This window comes from Pseudarthrobacter sp. MOO14, from assembly GCF_058267675.1.
This window is the reverse complement of the sequence record NZ_CM177849.1, coordinates 1,453,862-1,475,064: the sequence shown is the minus strand read 5'-3', so window position 1 is coordinate 1,475,064 and position 21,203 is coordinate 1,453,862. Positions and strand designations below refer to the sequence as shown.

At 69.5% G+C, this 21,203-nt stretch carries 21 protein-coding genes; 12 read left to right on the top strand and 9 right to left on the bottom strand.

Going from position 1 to position 21,203, the window contains the following annotated elements; all coding sequences use genetic code 11:
* Positions 1-110 precede the first annotated feature (110 nt).
* The 6 genes from AC4EEV_RS06955 to AC4EEV_RS06930 all read left to right on the top strand — a co-directional run bounded on the left by AC4EEV_RS06955 (position 111) and on the right by AC4EEV_RS06930 (position 9,127).
* A complete protein-coding gene (locus AC4EEV_RS06955) occupies positions 111-2,021 on the top strand; it encodes a hypothetical protein (protein ID WP_491330504.1) in 1,911 nt (636 codons plus the stop codon).
* Complete coding sequence (locus AC4EEV_RS06950; RefSeq protein ID WP_491330503.1) at positions 2,018-3,175, top strand: ROK family protein; 1,158 nt, start codon at positions 2,018-2,020, stop codon at positions 3,173-3,175. Before AC4EEV_RS06955 ends, AC4EEV_RS06950 begins: the two co-directional genes overlap by 4 nt.
* A gap of 78 nt (positions 3,176-3,253) precedes the next feature.
* Positions 3,254-3,691, top strand: coding sequence for a hypothetical protein (locus AC4EEV_RS06945; protein ID WP_491330502.1), 438 nt, complete (start codon positions 3,254-3,256; stop codon positions 3,689-3,691).
* 68 nt (positions 3,692-3,759) lie between these two features.
* The gene (locus AC4EEV_RS06940) at positions 3,760-6,327 is read left to right on the top strand and encodes a DUF4118 domain-containing protein (RefSeq protein WP_491330501.1); all 2,568 of its coding nucleotides are present in this window, start codon (positions 3,760-3,762) and stop codon (positions 6,325-6,327) included.
* The gene (locus AC4EEV_RS06935; RefSeq protein WP_018761665.1) at positions 6,324-7,007 is read left to right on the top strand and encodes a response regulator; all 684 of its coding nucleotides are present in this window, start codon (positions 6,324-6,326) and stop codon (positions 7,005-7,007) included. The genes AC4EEV_RS06940 and AC4EEV_RS06935 overlap by 4 nt, the downstream gene beginning before the upstream one ends.
* A 143-nt stretch (positions 7,008-7,150) precedes the next feature.
* A complete protein-coding gene (locus AC4EEV_RS06930) occupies positions 7,151-9,127 on the top strand; it encodes an APC family permease (protein WP_285319434.1) in 1,977 nt (658 codons plus the stop codon).
* Here the strand turns inward: AC4EEV_RS06930 and AC4EEV_RS06925 are convergent.
* A complete protein-coding gene (locus tag AC4EEV_RS06925) occupies positions 9,096-9,572 on the bottom strand; it encodes a hypothetical protein (protein ID WP_491330500.1) in 477 nt (158 codons plus the stop codon). The genes AC4EEV_RS06930 and AC4EEV_RS06925 overlap by 32 nt on opposite strands.
* A 157-nt stretch (positions 9,573-9,729) precedes the next feature.
* Between AC4EEV_RS06925 and AC4EEV_RS06920 the strand changes: the two genes are divergently transcribed.
* Entirely contained in the window at positions 9,730-10,248 is a 519-nt protein-coding gene (locus tag AC4EEV_RS06920; RefSeq protein WP_133830517.1) for a GNAT family N-acetyltransferase, read from the top strand.
* A gap of 3 nt (positions 10,249-10,251) precedes the next feature.
* Here the strand turns inward: AC4EEV_RS06920 and map are convergent, their stop codons facing one another.
* On the bottom strand, positions 10,252-11,025 hold the full coding sequence (map, locus tag AC4EEV_RS06915) for a type I methionyl aminopeptidase (protein ID WP_491330499.1): 774 nt from the start codon (positions 11,023-11,025) through the stop codon (positions 10,252-10,254).
* 146 nt (positions 11,026-11,171) lie between these two features.
* Here map and AC4EEV_RS06910 point away from each other — a divergent pair, with 146 nt between their 5' ends.
* From AC4EEV_RS06910 to AC4EEV_RS06895, 4 genes are read left to right on the top strand one after another with little or no spacing between them, the layout of a single operon-like run.
* Positions 11,172-11,522, top strand: a complete 351-nt coding sequence (locus AC4EEV_RS06910; protein ID WP_133830664.1) for an ArsR/SmtB family transcription factor — start codon at positions 11,172-11,174, stop codon at positions 11,520-11,522.
* On the top strand, positions 11,519-12,223 hold the full coding sequence (locus AC4EEV_RS06905; RefSeq protein WP_491330498.1) for an aquaporin: 705 nt from the start codon (positions 11,519-11,521) through the stop codon (positions 12,221-12,223). The genes AC4EEV_RS06910 and AC4EEV_RS06905 overlap by 4 nt, the downstream gene beginning before the upstream one ends.
* Positions 12,220-12,630: an arsenate reductase ArsC gene (locus AC4EEV_RS06900; protein ID WP_018761657.1), complete on the top strand. Its 411-nt coding sequence runs from the start codon at positions 12,220-12,222 to the stop codon at positions 12,628-12,630. The genes AC4EEV_RS06905 and AC4EEV_RS06900 overlap by 4 nt, the downstream gene beginning before the upstream one ends.
* 12 nt (positions 12,631-12,642) lie before the next feature.
* On the top strand, positions 12,643-13,995 hold the full coding sequence (locus AC4EEV_RS06895; RefSeq protein ID WP_491330497.1) for an FAD-dependent oxidoreductase: 1,353 nt from the start codon (positions 12,643-12,645) through the stop codon (positions 13,993-13,995).
* 13 nt (positions 13,996-14,008) lie between these two features.
* Here AC4EEV_RS06895 and AC4EEV_RS06890 read toward each other — a convergent pair whose 3' ends face one another.
* From AC4EEV_RS06890 to AC4EEV_RS06880, 3 genes are read right to left on the bottom strand one after another with little or no spacing between them, the layout of a single operon-like run.
* Positions 14,009-14,839 (bottom strand): oxidoreductase, encoded by an 831-nt coding sequence (locus AC4EEV_RS06890; protein WP_491330496.1) that lies wholly within the window; start codon positions 14,837-14,839, stop codon positions 14,009-14,011.
* 45 nt (positions 14,840-14,884) lie between these two features.
* Positions 14,885-15,913 carry an aldo/keto reductase gene (locus tag AC4EEV_RS06885; protein ID WP_285319425.1) on the bottom strand — a complete coding sequence of 343 codons (1,029 nt, stop codon included), beginning with the start codon at positions 15,911-15,913 and terminating at the stop codon, positions 14,885-14,887.
* A 32-nt stretch (positions 15,914-15,945) separates the two neighbouring features.
* A complete protein-coding gene (locus tag AC4EEV_RS06880; protein ID WP_491330495.1) occupies positions 15,946-16,827 on the bottom strand; it encodes an aldo/keto reductase in 882 nt (293 codons plus the stop codon).
* Positions 16,828-16,919: 92 nt separating this feature from the next.
* On the opposite strand from AC4EEV_RS06880, the gene AC4EEV_RS06875 reads away from it, so the two are divergent.
* On the top strand, positions 16,920-17,801 hold the full coding sequence (locus tag AC4EEV_RS06875) for a helix-turn-helix transcriptional regulator (RefSeq protein WP_491330494.1): 882 nt from the start codon (positions 16,920-16,922) through the stop codon (positions 17,799-17,801).
* Positions 17,802-17,821: 20 nt separating this feature from the next.
* Here AC4EEV_RS06875 and AC4EEV_RS06870 read toward each other — a convergent pair whose 3' ends face one another.
* The 4 genes from AC4EEV_RS06870 to AC4EEV_RS06855 are packed head-to-tail and all read right to left on the bottom strand — an operon-like array spanning position 17,822 to position 21,006.
* A complete protein-coding gene (locus tag AC4EEV_RS06870; protein ID WP_491330493.1) occupies positions 17,822-18,190 on the bottom strand; it encodes a flagellar assembly protein FliW in 369 nt (122 codons plus the stop codon).
* Positions 18,187-19,071, bottom strand: a complete 885-nt coding sequence (flgL, locus tag AC4EEV_RS06865; protein ID WP_491330492.1) for a flagellar hook-associated protein FlgL — start codon at positions 19,069-19,071, stop codon at positions 18,187-18,189. The genes AC4EEV_RS06870 and flgL overlap by 4 nt, the downstream gene beginning before the upstream one ends.
* 3 nt (positions 19,072-19,074) lie before the next feature.
* Entirely contained in the window at positions 19,075-20,493 is a 1,419-nt protein-coding gene (gene flgK / locus AC4EEV_RS06860) for a flagellar hook-associated protein FlgK (RefSeq protein WP_491330491.1), read from the bottom strand.
* Positions 20,494-20,523: 30 nt separating this feature from the next.
* Positions 20,524-21,006: a flagellar protein FlgN gene (locus tag AC4EEV_RS06855; protein ID WP_133830508.1), complete on the bottom strand. Its 483-nt coding sequence runs from the start codon at positions 21,004-21,006 to the stop codon at positions 20,524-20,526.
* Between the last annotated feature and the right edge of the window lie 197 nt (positions 21,007-21,203).

Sequence of the window (21,203 nt, the reverse complement as noted above, 5' to 3'; positions counted from 1 at the left end):
ATGCCCGCCCGAGGGCTGGCCCGGCGTCGGAATTAATTAAATGCTTGACGCACGAATATAGCCCGTGAATACTTTGGTGTGCCCCGACCTCCCACCCAAAGGACTGATCGATGATGAACCTGTCCCGCCGCACATTGCTCACCACCGGCAGCGCCGCCACCCTCGCCTACGCCTTGGGCGTGGCAGGCTCCGCCCAGGCCGCCACCGCCGTCACCGCCCGCCCGGGCGTCCCCGTCACGGCCGCGCCGCCCTTGCGCCTGGCCAGCCGGAACAGCGTGTTCACCCGCAGCGGTGCCGGCCCCCGGTACTGGAACATTTACGGCTACTCGTTCCCGCACAACGCCCCCATCCCGGAAAACGAGTGGAAGGCCAACATCGACTGGCTGGCCGGAAACTTCGCCGGGTTCGGTTACGACATCGCCTGCACCGACGGCTGGATTGAAGGCTCCAGCCGCACCACCGGCAACGGCTACATCACCAGCTACAACGATTCCTGGCAGCACGACTGGGCTTATTGGGCAAACTACCTGGCCGCGCGGAAGATGAAGCTGGGTGTCTACTACAACCCGCTCTGGGTGCACCGGGCCGCCGTCGAAGACGCTTCCAAGACCGTCCTGGGCCGGCCCGACATCAAGATCGCGGACCTGGTGGTGCCCGGGGACTTCTTCGCCCGGGACATCGGCGGAAACCAGCTGTACTGGCTGGACGTGACCAAGTCCGGCGCCAAGGAATACGTCCAGGGCTACGTGCGCCACTTCAAGGACCTCGGCGTTCCCTACCTGCGGATCGACTTCCTCTCCTGGTACGAGGACGGAAGGGACGCGAACATCGGGCAGGTCAACGCCCCGCACGGCCGGGCCAACTACGAACTCGCCCTCTCCTGGATCAACGAGGCCGCCGGCGAGGACATGGAAGTTTCGCTCGTAATGCCGCACATGTTCCAGGACGGTTCTGCGGAACTGGCCAACGGCGACCTGGTGCGGATCAATGCCGACGCCGACAAGGGCGGCTGGGACCGGCTGAGCGGGATGCGCCAGAACTGGCAGGACGCGTGGCCCAACTGGGCCAACCCGTTCTGCGGGTTCACCGGCTGGTCACACCGCAACGGCAGGGGCCAGCTGATCCTCGACGGAGACTTCATGCGCGCCAGCACCTTTGCCAGCGACGAGGAACGCAAGACCATGATGAACCTGATGGTCGCGGCCGGATCACCCCTGGCCATCGCTGACACCTACCAGCAAATCGGCAACAACGCCTGGGTGTACACCAACAAGGAAGTCCTCCAGCTCAATGCCGATGGCCTGGTGGGCAAGCCCCTCTACCGGTCCGCCACTCCGTTCTCCAAGGACCCGGGCTCCCGTGACACCGAACGCTGGGCCGGGCAGCTTCCGGACGGTTCGTGGGGCGTTGCGCTCTTCAACCGCAGCGACACTGAAACGGTCACCAAGACCATCGACTTCGCAAAGGACCTCGGCCTGGCAACCGGGGGCAACGTCCGGGACCTCTGGGAGCACAGGAACCTGGGCATGGAATCCCGGGCCACGGCCGCGCTGGCCCCGCACGCCTCGGCCATCTTCCGCGTCACTCCGCCGAAGATGCACGGCACCACCCGGTACCCCGCGGCCTTCGCAGCCTGGGGAGGCGGGGCCGGCTTCAACAACAACCACCCCGGGTATGACGGCAACGGCTTCGTGGACGGACTCCAGGCGGGCTCCGGCAGCGCGGACCCGCTGGTCACGTTCGCGGTCCAGGTGCCGCACCGCGGCAGCTACGCCATCCGCTACCGGTATGCCAATGCCACCGGCGATACCAGCACCATGACGGTCACCGCCGAAAAGGCGGACCGTTCCACCGTGGACGGTCCGGTCCACGTCAGCTTCCCGGGCCTGGCCACCTGGGACACCTGGGGCGTGGCGGACGGCGCCATCACGCTCGATGCCGGCCTGAACCTGGTCACCATCGGCCGGGGCGCCACGGACAAGGGAGCCATCAACCTGAACTGGATAGAGTTGGACATGTGAGCACACCGACGCAGGCCTTCGGGGTTCCCGCCCTCAGGGATCCGCACCGGGCAGGGCTGTTTTCCCTGGTGCTGCGGCACGCGCCGATCTCGCGGGTGGAGCTTGCCCGGCAGGCATCCCTGGACCCGTCCACCATCGCCCGGACACTCCGGCCGCTGGTTGACCAGGGATACGTGGTGGAGGCGCCCACCACTCCCAACGGCCGCGGCCGGCCCGAGCGCCTGATCGAAGTCGTAGCCACAAAGCACACCGCGGTGGGCATCAAGATCGGTCCGAAGGTCATTTCCGGCGTCGTCACGGACCTGGGCGCAAACGTGCTGGCCCGCGGCGAGGAAGTGGGTGTTCCGCTGGCGCCGGCGGACACCTTCCGGGCCGTCGCCGCCTTGGTGGACCGGCTGCTCGACTCGGTGCCCGGGGCGCGGGAAAAGGCCTTGGGCGTGGGGGTGGCGGTCAGCGGACACGTGGATCCCGACGCCGGGACATGCCGCTTTTCCCCGATCCTTGGCTGGCGGGGGGTGGATGTGGCAACACCCCTGGCGGAACAGATCGCGCTGCCCGTCACCGTCCACAACGACGTCAACGCCCTGGCCGTCGCCGAGCACCTGTTCGGCGACGGCAGGAACGCCCGCAACTTCGCGGTGGTGACCTTGGGGCCCGGCATCGGACTGGGCCTTGTGTTCGACGGAAAGGTGTACGGCGGGGCCCAAGGAGCCGCCGGGGAACTGGGCCACATCCCGCTGGTTCCGGACGGCCCGCTGTGCAGCTGCGGCCGGCGGGGCTGCCTGGAAGCGCTCGCCGGCGACGCAGCGATCGCCGCCGCCGCCGGCACCGCGGATGTGGGCACGGCGATGCAGCTTGCCCGGGACGGCCAGGGCGGGCGGGCAGCCGCCGCCCGGGCAGCCTTCGACGACGCAGGCGGCTGGATCGGGCGGGGCCTGGCAGTGGTGTGCAACCTTGCCGCCCCCGAACTGGTGGTTATCACCGGCGAAGGTTCCGCCGCCTACGACCTGCTGGCCGACCGGTTGGCCGCGTCCCTTCGGGAGTATGCGCTCGAGGGTGGCGACTTCCTGCCCCGGCTCAAGGTGGCGCCCGCCGACGCCGATCTCTGGGGCAAGGGCGCCGCCTGCCTGGCCATCCAGCGGTCCCTGCGCTGAACCACCCCGGTATTCCACGCTGGCGTGCGCCGGCACCATTGCGGCGCGCGCGGGTCTTCCTACAGAATCGAGCAAAGATTGCCTTCACTGAACGTGCGGGCCGCCCTCCGGCAGCCTCCGCGGGACCGCAGCCTGGCGGAACACTGGATCCGGGCCGTCCTGCTCCTCAACCTGGCGCTGCCCTGCCCTGAGGACGCGGGTCCCGTTGACCCGGACCATGCGGGTCCCGTGGACCCGGACGTCGGGCCCGGTCCCGACGGCGGCCGGCGGGACTTCCTGCGCGCGGCCTCTGCCTGGCGGACCGAACTGGAGTCCTTCAACTACGTCCACTGGGAGGACTCCCGGGACGACGCCCTGCTGCATTTCAGCCGGCCGTACGGGTGGCACTGCGTCGCCAACTTCGGCCGCTTGCCCGTGCCGGTGCCCGAGGGGATCGTGGTGATCAGCAGCGGCGCCCTCCAGGATGGGTACCTGCCGCCGGCCACGACCGTGTGGCTGCTCCGCTGGGTGGAATAGCCTGTACCTGCGGGCGGCCGGCAGCCCGGGAGTTGGTCCGGGTGGCCGGAGGGGATAAGACTGTGAACATGGCACGGGGAACGCTTCGCATCTTCCTGGGCGCGGCAACGGGAGCCGGCACAACATACTCCATGCTGCGCGAGGCGCACCGCCTTGCGGCGTGCGGCCGGGACGTGGCCGTCGGCATCGCCGCCGACCACGGCAGGACCGATACCGCGCTGCTCCTGGACGGGCTCGACGTCGTTGCCCCGCGCCCGGTGCCCGGCGCCGGCGGAGCAGCGGCCGCCGAGTTGGACGTGCCGGCAGTACTGGCCCGGCACCCGGAGGTGGCCGTCGTCGACGACTATGCGCACGTCAACGCCCCGGGAAGCCGGAACGGGCGCCGCTGGCAGGACATCGAGGAACTCCTGGCGGCCGGGACGGACGTGCTGACCACCCTTACCGTCCAGCACGTGGCGTCGCTGCGGGACGCCGTCGCGGCCATCACGGACCAGCCGAGCGGTGAAACCGTGCCGGACGCCGTGGTGCGGCGGGCAGAGCACATCGAGCTGGTGGATATCCCGCCCGAGCTGCTGCGCCAGCGCGTCGCCGACGGAAAGGTATTCCCCAAGGACGCCATAGATGCGGCCCTGGCCAACGAATTCCGCCTGGGCAACCTGATCGCCTTGCGCGAAATCGCCCTGATCTGGCTGGCCGACCGCGTGGACGAAGGATTGGCGACCTACCGGAAAAGCCAGGGCATCACCGCCACCTGGCCCGCACGCGAACGGGTGGTGGTTGGCCTGGACGGCGGCCCGGACGGGGAACTGCTCATCCGGCGGGCGTCCCGGATCCTGTCCAGGGTCCACGGCGGCGACCTGCTGGCCGTGCACGTGCGGCGGGGAGACGGCGGCACCGCCGAGTCCGGCCACGCACTGGACGCCCAGCAGCGCCTGGTCACGGACCTCGGCGGAACCTGGCACACGGTCTCGGGGGAGGACGCCGCCCAATCGCTCCTGGAGTTCGCCCGCAGCGTCAACGCCACGCAGATCGTCATCGGCGCCTCGACCGGAGGGCTGTGGAGCCGGCTGCTCGGTTCCGGAGCCGGCGCCAAAGTGGTGCGGGACTCCGGCGACATCGACGTCCACATCGTGTCCCGGCCGCAGGGCGGCGCCGGCCTGCCCAGGCCCGCCACCGCAGCACTGGGCCGGACGCGCACCACAGTCGGGTTTGTCCTCGCCGTCGTCCTTCCGGTCATCCTGACCGCTGCCCTGGCCGCCAGCCCGGACCTCAACCTCGCCACCCACGCGCTGGTGCACCTGACCGGCGTCATGGCCGTGGCCTTCATTGGCGGGTTGTGGCCGGCGGTGCTCGCGGCGGTCTTGGATTCGCTGCTGCTGAACTTCTTCGAGACAGAACCGGTGGGAACGTTCACCATCAAGGACCCGCAAAACGTGTTCGCGCTGGGGGTGTTCCTGGCGGCGGCGGTGGCGGTCTCCCTGGTGGTTGGCCTGTCCGCCCGGCGGGCCCGGGAAGCTGCCCGGGCACGCGCCGAGGCAGCCACCCTGGCGGACCTGGCCCGCGACGCGTTGCTTGCCGATGACACCGTAGCCGCGTTCATGGCCAAGGTCCGGGAAACCTTCCAGGTCCGCTCCGCAGGGTTGTTCACCGTAGCCGGTGACGGCAGCGGTGCGTGGGAACTCCAGGCCTTCTCGGGTGCCGCGCCGCCGCCCGCCCCGGACGCCGCGGCCTTGACGGACAGCGTGGAACTGGCCGACGACCGGACGGCGCTGGTCCTCTCCGGGCGGACCCTGACCGCCGGCGACCGGCTCCTCCTCGCAGCCCACGGCGCCCACCTCCTGCTGCTGCGCCAGCGCCAGGCCCTGCAGCGAAGGCTGCAAAGCACCACCAAACTGGCGGAGGGCAACAGCGTCCGCACGTCCATCCTGCGGGCCGTCAGCCATGACCTGCGCACCCCGCTGGCCGGGATCAAGCTCGCCGTCACCGCCCTGCGCCGCCAAAGCCGCAGGCTGCCGGAGGAGGTGCAGGCCGAGATGCTCGCCACGATCGAGTCCTACACCGAGCGCCTGGACGCCCTGATCTCGAACCTCCTGGACATGTCCCGCATCTCCAGCGGCTCGGCGGCCCCGCTGACAGCGCCGGTCTCCTGGCGGGACGCGATCGAGGACGCGCTGCGCGGGCTCCCGGCAGGCCGGATCCGGGTTGACCTTGCGCCTTCCATGCCTGCCGTGGACGCCGACCTGGGCATGCTGGAGCGGGTCATCGCCAACATCGTGGAGAACGCGCTCAAATACGCGCCGGAGTCGGACGCGGTGATCGTGGGTGTGTCGGCCGGGACGCTGAGGACCGACGACGACGGCGGCGGGTTCGGCGAGTTGCGCATCGTCGATCACGGGGAGGGTGTGCCCGCTGCCGCGGCTGCCGCGATGTTCCAGCCGTTCCAGCGGCTCGATGATGCCCCGGAAGGGCTCGGCATCGGGCTTGGCCTGGCCGTCGCCAAGGGCTTCACGGAGGCCATGGGCGGAAGGCTGGTAGCCGAACCGACCCCCGGCGGCGGACTGACCATGATCATCAGGCTGCCGCTCTCCGCGGGAGCTGCCACCCCGGACCGCCGCCCCGCCGGGAGCACGCCATGAGGACCATCCTGATCGTCGATGACGAACCCCAGCTCCTGCGCGCCCTCCAGGTGAACCTTGAAGCTGAAGGCTACCGGGTGCTGACGGCGCTGGACGGTACGTCCGCCCTGCACCACGCGGAGGGCGGCCATCCGGATGTGATGGTCCTGGATCTCGGGCTGCCGGACATCAACGGCGTGGACGTCATCACCAGGGTGCGCCGGACCAGCAGCATGCCCATCATCGTGCTGTCCGCCCGGCACGGCTCCGTGGACAAGGTCCGGGCCCTGGACGCCGGCGCCGACGACTATGTGACCAAGCCGTTCGGGCTGGACGAACTCCTGGCGCGGCTGCGCGTGGCGGGGCGGCGGAGCGGAACCCCGGAAACGGTGGACAGTGGCCCGGCCATCGACGTGGGCGATTTCGAAGTGGACCTGGCCAACCGGAAAGTCACCCGTGCGGGAGACCCGGTCCGGCTCACGCCCCGCGAATGGGCCATCCTGGAACTGCTGGCCCGGAACCCCGGCCGGCTGATCACGCAGCAGCAGATGCTCCGGAAAGTCTGGGGCCCCGGCTACGAGAACGAAACCCACTACCTGCGCGTTTACATGGGCCAGCTGCGCCGCAAGCTCGAGGCCGACCCCGCCCGGCCCCGGCACCTGCTCACCGAGGCCGGCATGGGCTACCGCTTCGAACCGTGACCCGCCCCGCCAAGGGCCCCGGACGGCGTCGTACATCACGCGTAAAGGAATCATTAAGAAAACCCCCTTTCCGACGCCAGCCAATTTTGCCGGTGCTAGCTTCGCAGTGATCGCGGTGCACAGGGCAGCGCGGAAAGGCAGTCATGACCACGTTAAGCAGGCCCCCGGCGGATCCTTCCGCGCTCCACCCGCATGGCAGGAAGGCGCTCAAGGACTGGCTGCTGTTTGGCCTGCAGGACAGCAAGGGCACCCACCAGGGCCCCGGCGGCGTTCCGACGCAGCACGAACGGAAGCACACGTGGTGGCAGGTCATGTGCCTGACCGGCGTGGACTACTTCTCCACCCTGGGGTACCAGCCGGCCATCGCCGCGCTGGCTGCCGGGGTCATCTCCCCGCTGGCCACCCTGGTGCTGGTGGCGGTGACCCTGCTGGGCGCGCTGCCGGTCTACCGCAGGGTTGCCGGTGAAAGCCCGCGCGGTGAAGGCTCCATCGCCATGCTTGAGCGGCTGCTGCCGCGCTGGGGCGGCAAGCTCCTGGTGCTGGTCCTGCTCGGGTTCGCCGCCACCGACTTCATGATCACCATGACCCTCTCGGCAGCCGACGCCACCGCGCACCTGGTCGGCAACCCGGTAGCTCCGGGGTGGCTGCAAAACCAGAACGTCCCCGTCACGCTCTTCCTGCTAGCGCTGCTGGCGGCGGTGTTCCTGCGCGGATTCAAGGAAGCAATCGGCGTCGCGGTGGTCCTGGTGGTCCTCTACCTGGGCCTGAACGCCGTGGTGGTGGTTGTCACCCTGGGACAGGTGATTTCCCATCCTGCGGCCATGGGGGATTGGTGGACCAACCTGTGGGTCTCCCACGGGAACCCCGTGATGGCGGTGGCCATCGCGCTGCTGGTGTTCCCTAAGCTGGCGCTGGGCCTGTCCGGCTTCGAGACGGGCGTTGCGGTGATGCCGCAGGTCCGGGGCGCGGCGGACGATACCGAAGAGAACCCGGCGGGCCGTATCCGCGGCGCCCGGCGCATGCTCACCACCGCCGCCGTGATCATGAGCGTGTTCCTGCTGACCACCAGCTTCATTACCGTGGTCCTGATCCCGGAGCAGGAATTCCAGCCCGGCGGCCAGGCTAACGGGCGCGCGCTGGCGTTCCTCGCACATGAATACCTTGGCGTCGGATTCGGCAGCGTCTACGACATCAGCACCATCGGCATCCTCTGGTTCGCCGGCGCCTCGGCCATGGCCGGCCTGTTGAACCTGGTTCCCCGGTACCTGCCGCGCTACGGCATGGCCCCCGGATGGGCCAAGGCGGTGCGCCCCCTGGTGCTCGTCTTTACCGTGATCGGCTTCGTGATCACCTTTATCTTCAACGCCGATGTCGACGCCCAGGGCGGCGCCTACGCCACCGGCGTCCTTGTGCTGATGACCTCCGCAGCCGTGGCCGTGACGTTGTCGGCGCGCCGCCGCGGGCAGCGGAACCTAACCGTCGGCTTCGGCGCGATTTCGGTGGTGTTTGCGTACACCACGGTGGCCAACATCTTCGAACGTCCCGAAGGCATCCGGATCGCGGCCATCTTCATCCTCGGCATCATCGTGATCTCCCTGCTGTCCAGGGTGCGGCGTTCCTTTGAGCTGCACGCCACCCGGGTGCACCTGGACCAGCAGGCCCTGGAGTTCATGTCCAGCACCCTGGACGGGCCCATCGCGATCATTGCCCATGAGCCGCTCCGGCTGTCAGCGGAGGCGTACCGGGACAAGCTGGAATCTGCGATCGAGGTCAGCCACCTGCCGCTGGCGGGGGACGCCCTGTTCCTCGAAGTCATTGTGGACGACTCCTCCGACTTCGAAACGGAGCTCCACGTCCGCGGCGTGAACCGCCACGGCTACCACGTCCTGGAAGTCCATGGGCCGGTGGTGCCCAACACCATCGCCTCCGTGCTCCTGCACATCAGGGACGTGACCGGGCTGATGCCGCACATCTACTTCCGCTGGACCGAGGGCAACCCGATCACCAACCTGGTGCGGTTCCTGTTCCTGGGCGAGGGCGAGATCGCGCCGGTGACCCGTGAGGTCCTGCGCGAGGCCGTCCCGGACGTCACCCAGCGCCCATGGGTCCACGTGGGCTGACCGGAGGGTCCGCCGGTGTCCCGTCCTTGCGCTTCGGCGCGGGACCGGGGCGCTCTGGTGCAGCGTGCCCCGGTGCCGCCACGTGCGCCACCGTGGCCGCCACCCGGGCGGCGTCCGCCAGCGTCAGCGGGACGTGCGCGCGGAAGGCGGCCTCGGCGTCGTCCTCCCAGACGCCCGCTGCCAGCACCACCACGTGCACCATGTCGCCGTAGGAGTCGTTGCAGGCCAGGATGTCGCCGGGAACTTTGCGGGCGTGCAGGCCCGACGGCGGCCACGGCTGGAAGATGACCCACCATTGCTCGCCGTCCTGGTCGGGGAAGAGGTAGCCGCTGGCCGGCTGCAGGGCACGCCCGTTCAGGGGCCGGCCACCGTAGCCCTCGACGGCCTCGGCTGCGGCGGCGAACTTGACCCTGCCACGGTCCTCCGGCGCCTCGTCCCACCGCATCTGCGCTCCCTGCCTCCCACCTGCTGCCTATGCCTCCATCAAAGGGCTGCACGGGCTCCGGCGGGGTGGACGGGGCCGTTTATTGACGGATTCTTTACACCCCGGCGCGGCCGACGCCCGGCCAGCGGGGCCGGGCCGGTCAACCATAATGGGACCCATGGACAGCCCCGTGACCATCCGCCCCATGCGCCCCGACGACTGGGATGCCGTGCACGCGATCTATGCCGCCGGCATCGCCACGGGGGAGGCGACCTTCGAGAGCGAACCGCCCACCTGGGAAGCGTTCGACGCCGGCCGGTTGCCTGGGCACCGGCTCATCGCCGAGGACGCGGGCCGGGTCCTGGGCTGGGCCGCCGTGTCCCGGGTTTCGTCACGGGAGGTGTACCGGGGCCTCGTGGAGCACTCCATCTACGTGGCGCCGCAGACGCAGGGCCGGGGCGTGGGCCGGCTCCTGCTCGGAGCGCTGATCGATTCCACCGAGGCCGCGGGCATCTGGACCATCCAGTCCAGCATCTTCCCGGAGAACGCGGCGAGCCTGGTCCTGCACCAGCGGCTCGGGTTCCGCGTGGTGGGGACCCGGGAGCGGATAGCCCGGATCAGCAACGGGCCCAAGGCCGGGCACTGGCAGGACACGCTGCTCCTGGAACGCCGCAGCACCGTGGCCGGGACCGGATAGCTCCTACCGCGAGGGCAGGGTCAGGATCTCGGCGCCGTCGTCCGTGATGGCGATGGTGTGCTCCGTGTGGGCCGTCCGGCAGCCGGTGGCGCTGCGGAGGGTCCAGCCGTCGTCGTCCGTGACCAGTTCCGCCGTGTCCGCCATGATCCATGGCTCCAGCGCCAGCAGCAGGCCCGGCCGCAGCTTGAAGCCGCGGCCGGGCCGGCCCATGTTGGGCACGTGCGGGTCCTGGTGCATGGTGGAGCCGATGCCGTGGCCGCCGAACTGGGTGTTGATGGGGTACCCGGCGTCGGTGAGGACGCGGCCGATCGCGTAGGAGATGTCGCCGATCTTGGCGTTCGGCCCGGCGGCGGCGATGCCGGCGGCAAGCGCCTTCTCTGTGGCCTCGATCATCGCCACGCTCTCCGCCGGCCGTGATTCGCCCACCACGAAGCTGATGGCGGCGTCCGCTGCCACCCCGTCCTTGACGACGGCGAGGTCAAGGGTCAGCAGGTCGCCGTCGGCCAGGGCGTAGTCGTGGGGCAGCCCGTGCAGCACGGCGTCGTTGACCCCGGTGCAGATGTAGTGGCCGAACGGGCCGCGCCCGAAGGACGGCGCATAGTCCACGTAGCAGGATTCGGCCCCGGCCGCGGCGATCATCTCCTTGGTCCACCGGTCGATGTCCAGCAGGTTGGTGCCCACCGTGGCGCGGCTTTTCATGGCCTGCAGGATGTCAGCCACCAGGGCACCGGTGACGCGTGCGCGGGCCACTTCGGCGGGGTTGAGGATCTCGATCATGGGGCGCCCTTCATCTGCGGCCGGCTAGCTCTAGGGGCCATCCTATTTGGCCAGCCGCCGCGGGCTGCAAGGGGACGGCCCGGACCTGCGGGATTATTGCGGCGATTGCCAAAGACATAGATGAGTGTAAATATTTACGTATGTCTATGTCTTTGGAGCTGACCGCGGTCCAGGCCGCAGCCTGCTGCGCCCCGCTGGCGCGCCAGCCGCTGTCCGAGTCCGAGGCCGACGGGATCGCGCCGCTGCTGAAGGCCCTGGCGGATCCGGTCCGGCTCCGGCTGATGTCCATGGTGGCCTCGCACCAAGGCGGCGAGGCCTGCGTCTGCGACCTCAACGATGCCTTCGACCTCTCCCAGCCCACCATCAGCCACCACCTGAAGATCCTGCACGAGGCAGGCCTGCTGGACCGTGAAAAGCGCGGCGTCTGGGTCTACTACCGGGCCCGCACCGAGGCCCTGCAGAACCTGGCCGCCCTGATCGGCGGGCAGGCCGCGTGACCGTCCTGGTCCGCCGGGCTGCGGCGGAATTCATCGGTACGGCATTCCTGGTCATGGCCGTGGTGGGCTCGGGCGTGATGGCCTCCAGGCTGTCCCCGGACGACGTCGGCCTGCAGCTTTTGCAGAACAGCCTCGCCACGGGTGCCGCGCTGGTGGCGCTGATCGTGGCACTGCAGCCCGTGTCGGCGTCGTTCAATCCCGTGGTGACCCTGGTGGAACGGGCGCTGGGAATGATCGACACCGCCACGGCGGCCGGCCTGGTTGCGGGGCAGGTCCTGGGCGGGCTGGCCGGCACGGTGGCCGCAAACCTCATGTTCGGGCTGGACGCCGTCACCTGGTCCACGCACCAGCGCACCGGCGCCCCGCTCTGGCTGGGGGAAGTGATCGCCACCGTGGGCCTCCTGCTGGTCATCTTCGGAACGGTCCGCTCAGGCCGGGCAGACCGGGTGGCGTTCGCCGTGGGCGGGTACATCACCGCCGCGTACTGGTTCACCAGCTCCACCAGTTTCGCCAACCCAGCGGTGACCATCGCCCGCACCGTCACGGACACCTTTGCCGGCATCGCACCGTCGTCGGCCCCTGCCTTCATCCTGGTGCAGCTCCTCGGCGGCGCCGCCGGATTCGTCCTAGTCCGCTTCCTCTACCCCTCCCTCCCTGCCGTTTCCACCGCTCCGGCGGCCGACCGAAAGGTGCTCTCATGAGCCACAAACCCTCCGTCCTGTTCGTCTGCGTCCACAACGCCGGCCGCTCCCAGATGGCCGCCGCGTACCTGACCACCCTCTCCCAGGGCGCCATCGAGGTCCGCTCCGCCGGGTCCCAGCCTGCGGAGAAGGTCAATCCGGCCGCCGTCCAGGCCATGGCCGAGGTGGGCATCGACATGTCAGCCGAGATCCCCAAGGTCCTCACCACGGAAGCGGTGCAGGACTCGGACGTGGTAATCACCATGGGCTGCGGCGACGAATGCCCCTACTTCCCGGGCAAGCGCTACGAGGACTGGGTCCTGGAGGATCCGGCGGGCAAGGGCGTGGACTCGGTACGGCCCATCCGCGACGAGATCAAGACCCGCGTGGAGGCGCTGATCGCTTCCTTGACCCCGGCGCAGGGCTGACCGGTGGGCAGCGTGGCATCCGTTGAATCGCTGCCCGTGGCCGTGATCGGCGCCGGGCCCGTGGGCCTCGCCGCGGCCGCCCACCTGCTCGAACGCGGGCTGGAGCCCCTTGTCCTGGAAGCCGGCCCCACCGTGGGTTCGGCCATCCGGAAATGGGGGCACATCCGGTTGTTCTCCACGTGGAAATACAACCTGGACCCGGCCTCGGTGCGGCTGCTCGAACGCAGCGGCTGGGAAGCGCCCCGGCCCACCGCGCTGCCCTATGGTTCCCAGATCGTCTCCGACTACCTCGAACCCCTGGCCGCCACACCGGAACTGAAGGGCCGGATCAGGACCGGCGCCCGCGTTCTTGCCGTGACCCGGCAGGGCATGGACAAGGGCCGCAGCCTGGGCCGGGATGAGGCGCCGTTCCTGCTGCGGATAGAGCACGACGGCGGAGAGGTCACCGAGCTCCTTGCACGCGCCGTAATCGACGCGTCCGGGACATGGACCACGCCCGCGCCGCTGGGATCCTCCGGGTTGCCGGCCCTGGGCGAGCCGGAGGCCCGTGCCGCCGGGCTGGTCACCGGGCCGCTGCCCGACGTCACCGCAGGCGGTTTCGCCGGGCGCCGCACCCTGGTGGTCGGCGCCGGACATTCCGCCGCGAACATGGTGCTTGACCTCGCCCGCGTGGCCCGCGCCAACCCCGGAACCGAGGTCCTGTGGGCCATCCGCGGCGCCTCTCCGGAGCGCGCCTACGGCGGCGGGAACGCCGACGAGCTGCCTGCCCGCGGCCAGCTGGGCACCCGGCTCCGCACCGCCGTCGACACCGGAGCCGTCCAGCTCCTTACGGGCTTCCACACGGCATCCCTCGAAACCCGCGGCAAGACGCTCACCGTGCACGCCGCGGACGGCCGCAGCGTGACGGTGGACCGGGTGATTCCCGCCACCGGGTTCCGCCCGGACCTGTCCATCCTGTCGGAACTCCGGCTGGACCTGGACCCGGCAGTGGAGGCACCCAAGGCCCTGGGCCCGCTGATCGATCCGGACTTCCACAGCTGCGGCACCGTCCCCGCCCACGGCGCCAGGATCCTCGCCCAGCCGGAAAAGGACTTCTACCTTGCCGGCATGAAATCGTACGGGCGGGCGCCCACGTTCCTCATGGCCACCGGCTATGAGCAGGTCCGGTCCGTTGCGGCAGCGCTGGCCGGGGACACCCAGGCGGCGGACGCCGTGGAACTTGAGCTCCCGGAAACCGGGGTTTGCTCCACCAGCCTCCCGGCCGACGCTGCCGGGGACGCGTGCTGTGGCAGCCCGGTGCCGGTGACGATCGGATTCGCCACCGGCGTCGAGCACGGCCGCAGCGGCGAATCCGCGCGCGTATAGCGGCCCTATGGGCTCAGTCGGTGATGTCTGTGCTGGTGCTCAGCTCCCGCCACTGGTCCAGTTCGGCCCGCTGGGCGTCCGCCACCATGCCGAACGCACCGAAAGCGTCCGTGCCCAGGACCAGCAGGCCCGGCGGAGTGGGGGATTCGACGACGGCGATGATCGCCCGGGCGGCCTTGTCCGGATCGCCGGGCTGGTTGCCGTGGCTCGTGTCGCTTTCCTTGCGGCGCTTGCCGGCGGTCTCGGCGTAGTCGCCGATGGGCGTCGCCGACTGGGTCAGCGAGCGGCCCGCGAAATCGGTGCGGAAGCCGCCGGGCTCTATGGCGGTGACGTTGATGCCCAGCGGTTTGAGCTCGTTGCGGAGCGAACCGGACATGCCTTCCAGCGCCGCCTTGGTGGCCGCGTAGTACCCGGAGCCGGCCGGCGTGATCCGGGCGCCGATGGAGGAGACGTTCAGGATGGACCCTCCCTTGGTGGCGCGCATGCCCGGCAGCACCGCCTTGATCATGTCCACCGCACCGAAGAAGTTGGTGTCGAACAGTTGGCGGATGTCGGCGTCGTCGGCTTCCTCCACGGCGGCGCGGTAGCCGTAGCCGGCGTTGTTGACCAGCACGTCGATGTTGCCGAATTTCTCCTCCGCCTGCCTGACCGCGGCATTGATCTGCGCCTTGTCCGTGACGTCCAGGGGAAGTGCCAGCGCGGTGTCCGGGAAGCCTGCGGTGATGTCCTGCACGGATTCGACGTTCCGGGCGGTGACGACGGCGTTGTGCCCGGATGCGAGCACGGCTCCCGCGAGTGCCCGGCCAAGTCCGGTGGAGCAGCCTGTGATGAGCCACGTTGCCATGGGTTGTCCTTCCATAGGGTGTGAAATTCGCTGGGGGAGCGGCAGCTAAGCCGCGTGCCGCCGTCGTGCCTGTGTTGTCAGTTCGTGGGCGCCGTAGCTGTTGTCGTCCGGGTTGACGGTCACGCCCGGGGCCACCAGCTGGTCGATGCGGTCCAGCACTTCCGGCGCCAGCTTCGCGTCGGCGGCCGGGAGGTAGGACTCCAGCTGTTCCATGGTGCGCGGGCCCACGATCGCGGAGGTGACGCCGGGGTGGTTGATGACGAACGCGATGGCCAGCTCAATGAGCGTGACGCCCGCCCATTCGGCCACCTGCGCCAGCTCTTCGACGATGTCCAACTTGCGCTGGTTGGCCGGCTGGGACATGTCGAACCGGGCGCTGGGGCGGGCAGCGGAGGTGGGTGAAGACGCGGAGTCCTTCCGCCACCGCCCGGAGAGCCAGCCGCCGGCGAGCGGGCTGTAGGTGAGGGTGCCCATCCCGTGCCGCTGCACGGTGGGCAGGACGTCCTCCTCGATCCCGCGGGTCAGGATGGAGTACGGCGGCTGCTCGGTGACGAACCGTTCAAGGTTCCGTTCCCGGGAAGCCCACTGCGCCTCCACGATCTGCGAACCGGAGTAGGAGGACGACCCGAGGTAGCGCACCTTGCCCTGGCGGACCAGGTCGGTGAGGGCGCCCAGGGTTTCCTCCACATCGGTGTCCGGGCTGGGCCGGTGCACCTGGTAGAGGTCGATGTAGTCGGTGTTCAACCGGCGCAGCGAGTCTTCCACGGCGCGCATGATCCAGCGGCGGGAGCCGCCGCGCCGGTTGGGGTCTTTTTCGTCCATCGGCATGAAGAACTTGGTGGCCAGGAAGACGTCGTCGCGGCGGCCTGCCAGGGCCTTGCCCACGATTTCCTCTGACACGCCGCCCGAATAGACGTCTGCGGTGTCGACAAAATTGATGCCGGCGTCGAGGGCGCGGTGGATGATGCGGGTGGCGTCGTCGGTGTCGTTGTTGCCCCAGGGGCCGAACATCATCGCGCCGAGGCACAGGGGGCTGACCTGCACGCCGGTGCGGCCAAGCGGGCGGTATTCCATCTGGTTCCTTCTCTCTCAGGCTTGGGGGTTGCTTAGGCCTCGGGGATCACCATGGCGAACCGCTCGGGGCGGGCCACGTCCGGGTCCGGGCCGCTGCGGACGCCGGTATCCAGGGCATCAATGGCAGCCAGGTCCGCCGCGGACAGCTCGAAGCCGAACACGTCGAAGTTCTCGGCGATGCGGGCCGGGTTGGTGGACTTGGGGATGGCGGAGCGGCCCTGCTGCAGGTGCCAGCGCAGCATCACCTGGGCGGGAGTCTTGCCGTGGGCCTTCGCGACGGCGGCGATCGCCGGGTCACGCATGACGTTCTTCCGGTTCTCGCCCCAGCCGGGGTAGAAGGTGATGCCGCCGATCGGCGACCACGCCTGGGTGAGGATGCCGTGCTCTGCGTCTGCGGCCTGGACGTTGCGCTGGGCAAAGTAGGGGTGCAGTTCGATCTGGTTGACGGCCGGGACCACGTCCGTTGCCTCAAGCAGTTGCTTCAGGTGGTGCGGCATGAAGTTGCTGACGCCGATGGCCCGCACGCGCCCGTCCGCCAGCAGGGTTTCCAGCGCCTTGTACGCGGCCACCGTCTTCTCGAACCGGTCCGGTGCGGGCTGGTGCAGGATGAGCAGGTCCAGTTGCTCCACGCCCAGCTTTCCCACCGCTTTGTCCCACGCGTGCAGTGACTCGTCGTAGCCGTAGTCGCTGACCCAGACCTTGGTTTCGATGAACACCTCGGCACGGTCCAGGCCGGAGCGGCGGATGCCTTCGCCCACTTCCCGCTCGTTGCCGTAGGCCGCGGCTGTATCGATGTGCCGGTAGCCCACCTCGAGCGCTGTCTGGACGGCCGCCGTCGTCTCTTCCGGGGGACTTTGGAAGACGCCGAGGCCGAGAGCGGGCATGGTGACGCCGTTGTTGAGTGTGAGTTCCATAACCATTCCTTCACGGTATGGGGATGCGGAGGTTTGTGGGAGGGCTTGACAGTCCCTCCCTCGCGGCGGCGGCCGGGCGTAGCGTGGGTGGCATGACCAACAGCGACGACGTGCGCAAGTTCCTGACTTCCCGCCGGGCCAGGCTCACTCCGGACGAAGCCGGGCTGCCTGCGTATGGCGGCAACCGGCGCGTGAAGGGCCTGCGCCGGGAAGAGGTGGCCATGCTCGCCGGGATGAGCATCGATTACTACATCCGGCTGGAGCGGGGAAACCTGTCCGGTGCCTCGGACAGCGTGCTGGAGGCGCTGGCCCGGGCGTTGCAGTTGGACGACGCCGAGACGGCCCACCTGTTCGACCTGGCCCGGGCGTCCACGGCTGCTCCGCGGGTGCGGCGCAAGCGGAGCCCGCTGACGGTGCGGCCCAGCGTGCAGAGGGTCATTGACGCGATTACCACCGCGCCTGCCTGGGTCCGCAACGACCGCGGCGACGTCCTGGCCGCCAACGAGCTGGGCAGGGCCCTGTACCTGGAAATGATGACCGACGGCGGTACCCCGCCCAACAGCGCACGGTTCACGTTCCTGAGCCCGAAGGCGCGGGAGTTCTTCGCCGACTGGGAACGCGCCGCGGACGACATCGTTGCCGTCCTGCGGTCCACGGCCGGGAAGAACCCGTACGACAAAGACCTGTCCGACCTGATCGGGGAGCTCGCCACCCGCAGCGAGGAGTTCCGCACCCGGTGGGCCCGGCACGACGTGAAGTACCACCGCACGGGCCGCAAACGGCTCCACCACTCGATCGTGGGGGACCTGGACCTGACCTACGAGGCACTGGAGCTCCCCGCCGACCCCGGGCTGCGGATCAACGTCTACACGGCCGAACCGGGCTCGCCGTCCGAGGACGCCCTCAAAGTCCTGGCCAGCTGGGCCGCCACGCAGGAGGAACCGGCCCAGGCATCGGTCACGGAAACCAGCTGACTCTCCGGTGGCGCTGCCCGCTATTTGCCGCCGAGCTCAGCCTGCAAGGGGTAAGTGTTGCTGTCCAGGATCACTTGGGTGCACACGCCCGTTTCCGGATTGAGGACCAGCGGAGCCGCCAGGTTGACGGTGGGCTTTCCTTGGCCCGGGTTCACCACCAGCAACGTGGTGCTCTGGCCCGCTGCCCGGGCAACGGCCGGAAGGGCGGGGGCATACTCCGGCACGTACACGGCGGCGTCGGCCAGGAACAACCGCACCGCGGCGGCCTCGGCCTCCAGGGCGAAGAGGCCATGGGCGCCGTCCACACTGCGCAGCGTGAAGCCATCCAGCCCCTCGAGTCCGGGCATGGGGGCCGTGAAGGTCACCGGCATGGAGGAAACGGCCGTCACCGCAGGAAGTCCATCAGCGTCGGCTGAAGCACTTTGGCCGTGACGGCCAAAGCCACCTGGTAGTTGGATTCCTGCAGTTTCAAATCAAGCACCACCTGTCCGATGTCCGCGTCTTCGATGGCGGACCGCTGTGTTTCCAGCGTAGCCTTCAGCCCCGAGAGCCTGTCCTGCGCGGTCACCAGCTGCGCCTGCCGGGTACCCACCTCGGCGCGGCCGTTGATCACACTGTTCAGGCGCGCGTCCACGGCGCCGAGCTGCGGGGACGGGTCTGCGCCGGATCGGATGGCTGCGGCGACGCCGCTGACCAAGGCGAAAACGGAGCCTGCGCCGTTCCCGAAGATCGCGCCGCCGTCGGCATCCACCCTGACCTTCTGCCCGGCGTCGACGCGCCGCTCCACTGAACTGGCGGGCACCCCGTTGAACACGGGCGGATTCCCGCTGAAGGCGGCCGCGGAATCGGAGCTGCCGGCGAAGACGTTCCGGCCCAGGTACTTGGTGTTGGCGGCGGCCAGCAGGTCCTTGCCCAGCCCGTCGAGCTCCGCGGCGATCGCATCCTTGGCCGGCTGGTTGAGGGATCCGTTGGCGGCCTGCAGGGTGAGGTCGCGGACCTTGTTCAGGATGTTGGTGGCCTGGCCCAGGGCTGCGTCCGCCGTGTCCAGCCAGCCGTTGCCGTCGTTGATGTTGCCGGCGTACTGGTCCGCGGCGCGGAGCTGGGCGCGCGTTGCCATGGCATTTGCCAGCGCAGCGGGATCGTCCGACGGCCTGGTGATGTTCTGCAGGGTGCCGGCCTTCTGCTGCAGCGTGGCGAGCCGGGACTGACCGGCCTGAAGGTTCCGCTGCGCGGCCGCAGCCATCGACTGGTTGGTGACACGGTTCAACATGGGCTACCTTCCCACCAGTCCGGTGTGGTTGATCAGGACATCAAGGGCTTCGTCGACGGCGGTCATCACCCTGGCGGCCGCCTGGTAGGCGTGCTGGTTGCTGAGCAGGCTGATGTTTTCCTCATCCAGGCTGACGGCCGCCCCGGAATCGCGCTGCCCCGCAGCGGAAACACTCGCCGCCGTGGCCAGTTGTTCGTGTTGCTGGGCTGAGCGGGACAGTGCGCCAATACCGGTGACGACGGCGGTCCAGGCCTTGTCCGGGGAGTCCGCCCCCGCACCGAGCTGGGCCAGGGCATCGGCGGTCCCGCCGTCCAGCGCGCCGGCACCGGCCGCCCCGGTGGCGATTCCAGAGGCGTCCGCGGGGACCACCCGCAGCGTGAGCGCCGCCGAGCCCGTGGGGGCCGCGGTGAAGAAGTCCAGCTGGCCGGCACCGGTGGTGGACTGGCCGGCGCGGTGGACAGTGTTGACGTCGGTCATCAGTTTGGTGGCGAAGGCGTCGTAGGAGGCGCCCGCCTCCGCGATGGGTCCGCCGGACCCGCCGGCCGCCGGGGCAAGGAGGGTGATGGCACCTGCGAGCTTCCCGCCGTCGGGCCCTACGGGGTGGCCCGGACGGTCAGCCCACTCAAGCTTTACCGCGGCGCCCGGGCCGGCCATGCTTGCCTGGCCGGACAGTGCCAGGAGGCGGGTGGACGTACCCGACACCAAGGCGTTGCCGCCCACCAGGACATCGGCGGTGCCGTCGGCGTTGTCCCGGACGGTGCCGCCAGCCAGGGCGGCGATGGTCTCGATGGCCTTGTTGCGGGCGTCGACAAGCTCGTTCGCGGAGCCGCCGCCGGCCAGGACCTGGCGGATGCGGGCGTTGTAGCCGGCTACCTGCGCCGCGGCGTCGTTGACGGTTTTCACGTTGCCGTCCGCCTCGGCCCGGACCCGCGTCCATTGCGCATCCAGCGACCGGTAGCCGGCGGAGACGGTGCCGGCGAGGGAGGAGGCCGCCTGCAGCAGCACGGCGGTGGGGGCGGCCCCGCCCGGGTGGTTGGAGGCTCCCTGCCAGGCCGCCCAAAAGCCCTGCAACGCCGCGGTAATTCCGTGTTCGCCGGGTTCCTGGAGGCTGTCCTCGATGCGCTGCAGCTCCCCGGAGCGGACACTGGCGTATCCGGCCTGGGCTGCGCTGGACCGGACGCCGGCGTCCAGGAAGCTGTTGCCCAGGCGGGCGATGGCGTCCACGGAGACGCCTTGTCCGGGCTGGAGCAAGCCCGTTGCCAGGCCGGTGGGTGCCGGGGCGCCGATGGCCGACTGTTCAAGCCGCTGCCGCGTGTAGCCTTCCGTGGTGGCGTTGGCGATGTTTTGGCCCGCCACGTTGATGCCCTGCCGGGCCGCGGTAAGGCCCAGATAGGCCGTGTTCAGTCCGCCGAATGTGCTCACTGCTGTCCTTTGCTGGTGCGGGTGTGCCGGTCAGATTTTTTGGTCGAACAAGTGCGACGCCTCGGTTTGCCCGGCACGGCCCTGGGAGTCGTACGTGCCGGCGGCCGGCTGGAGGTTGGCTGCTGTTTCCTGGGTGGAGCGCACCGCTGCGCGCAGGAACTGTTCGTTGGAGTCGCGAAGTTCCTGGATGGCGGCGGTCTGCCGCTGCATGGCCGTCAGGTGCGCGGTGAGGATTCCCGCCCACGCTTCGTCCGGGGCGGCGGACGCCAGTTCCGCCAACGAGGAATCCTCGGAAAGACCCCAGGCAGCGGCGACGGCAGATGCCTCCAGGGCGCGTGCCAGTCCTGCCTTGGACAGGCGCTCAAGGACCTGCTCCACCTCCCGCGTGCCGTGCGGGAGCCACCGTGACTTGCCGGCGGTAAGCAGCAGCTGCTCCTCCTCCAGCTTGAACGTCAGGAGGTCCAGGAGCTCGCGTTCGCGCCACAGCAGTGCCGAAAGTTCGTGGATGGCCATGGCTGGTCAGCTCCAGGTTCGTTGGGTTGGCGTCGTGTCATGGGAAAGCTATCGGCCGGCAGAGTGGGTGCGTTAGGAGCAGCCGGGGGAGGAACGCCTGGAAGGGATTGCCAAAAACTTCCCGGCCGTTTTTCCTAACCGGGGTTGCCGCTGCTCCGATAGCTGGTTGTGAGGGCCCACGGATGGGCCTTCGACAC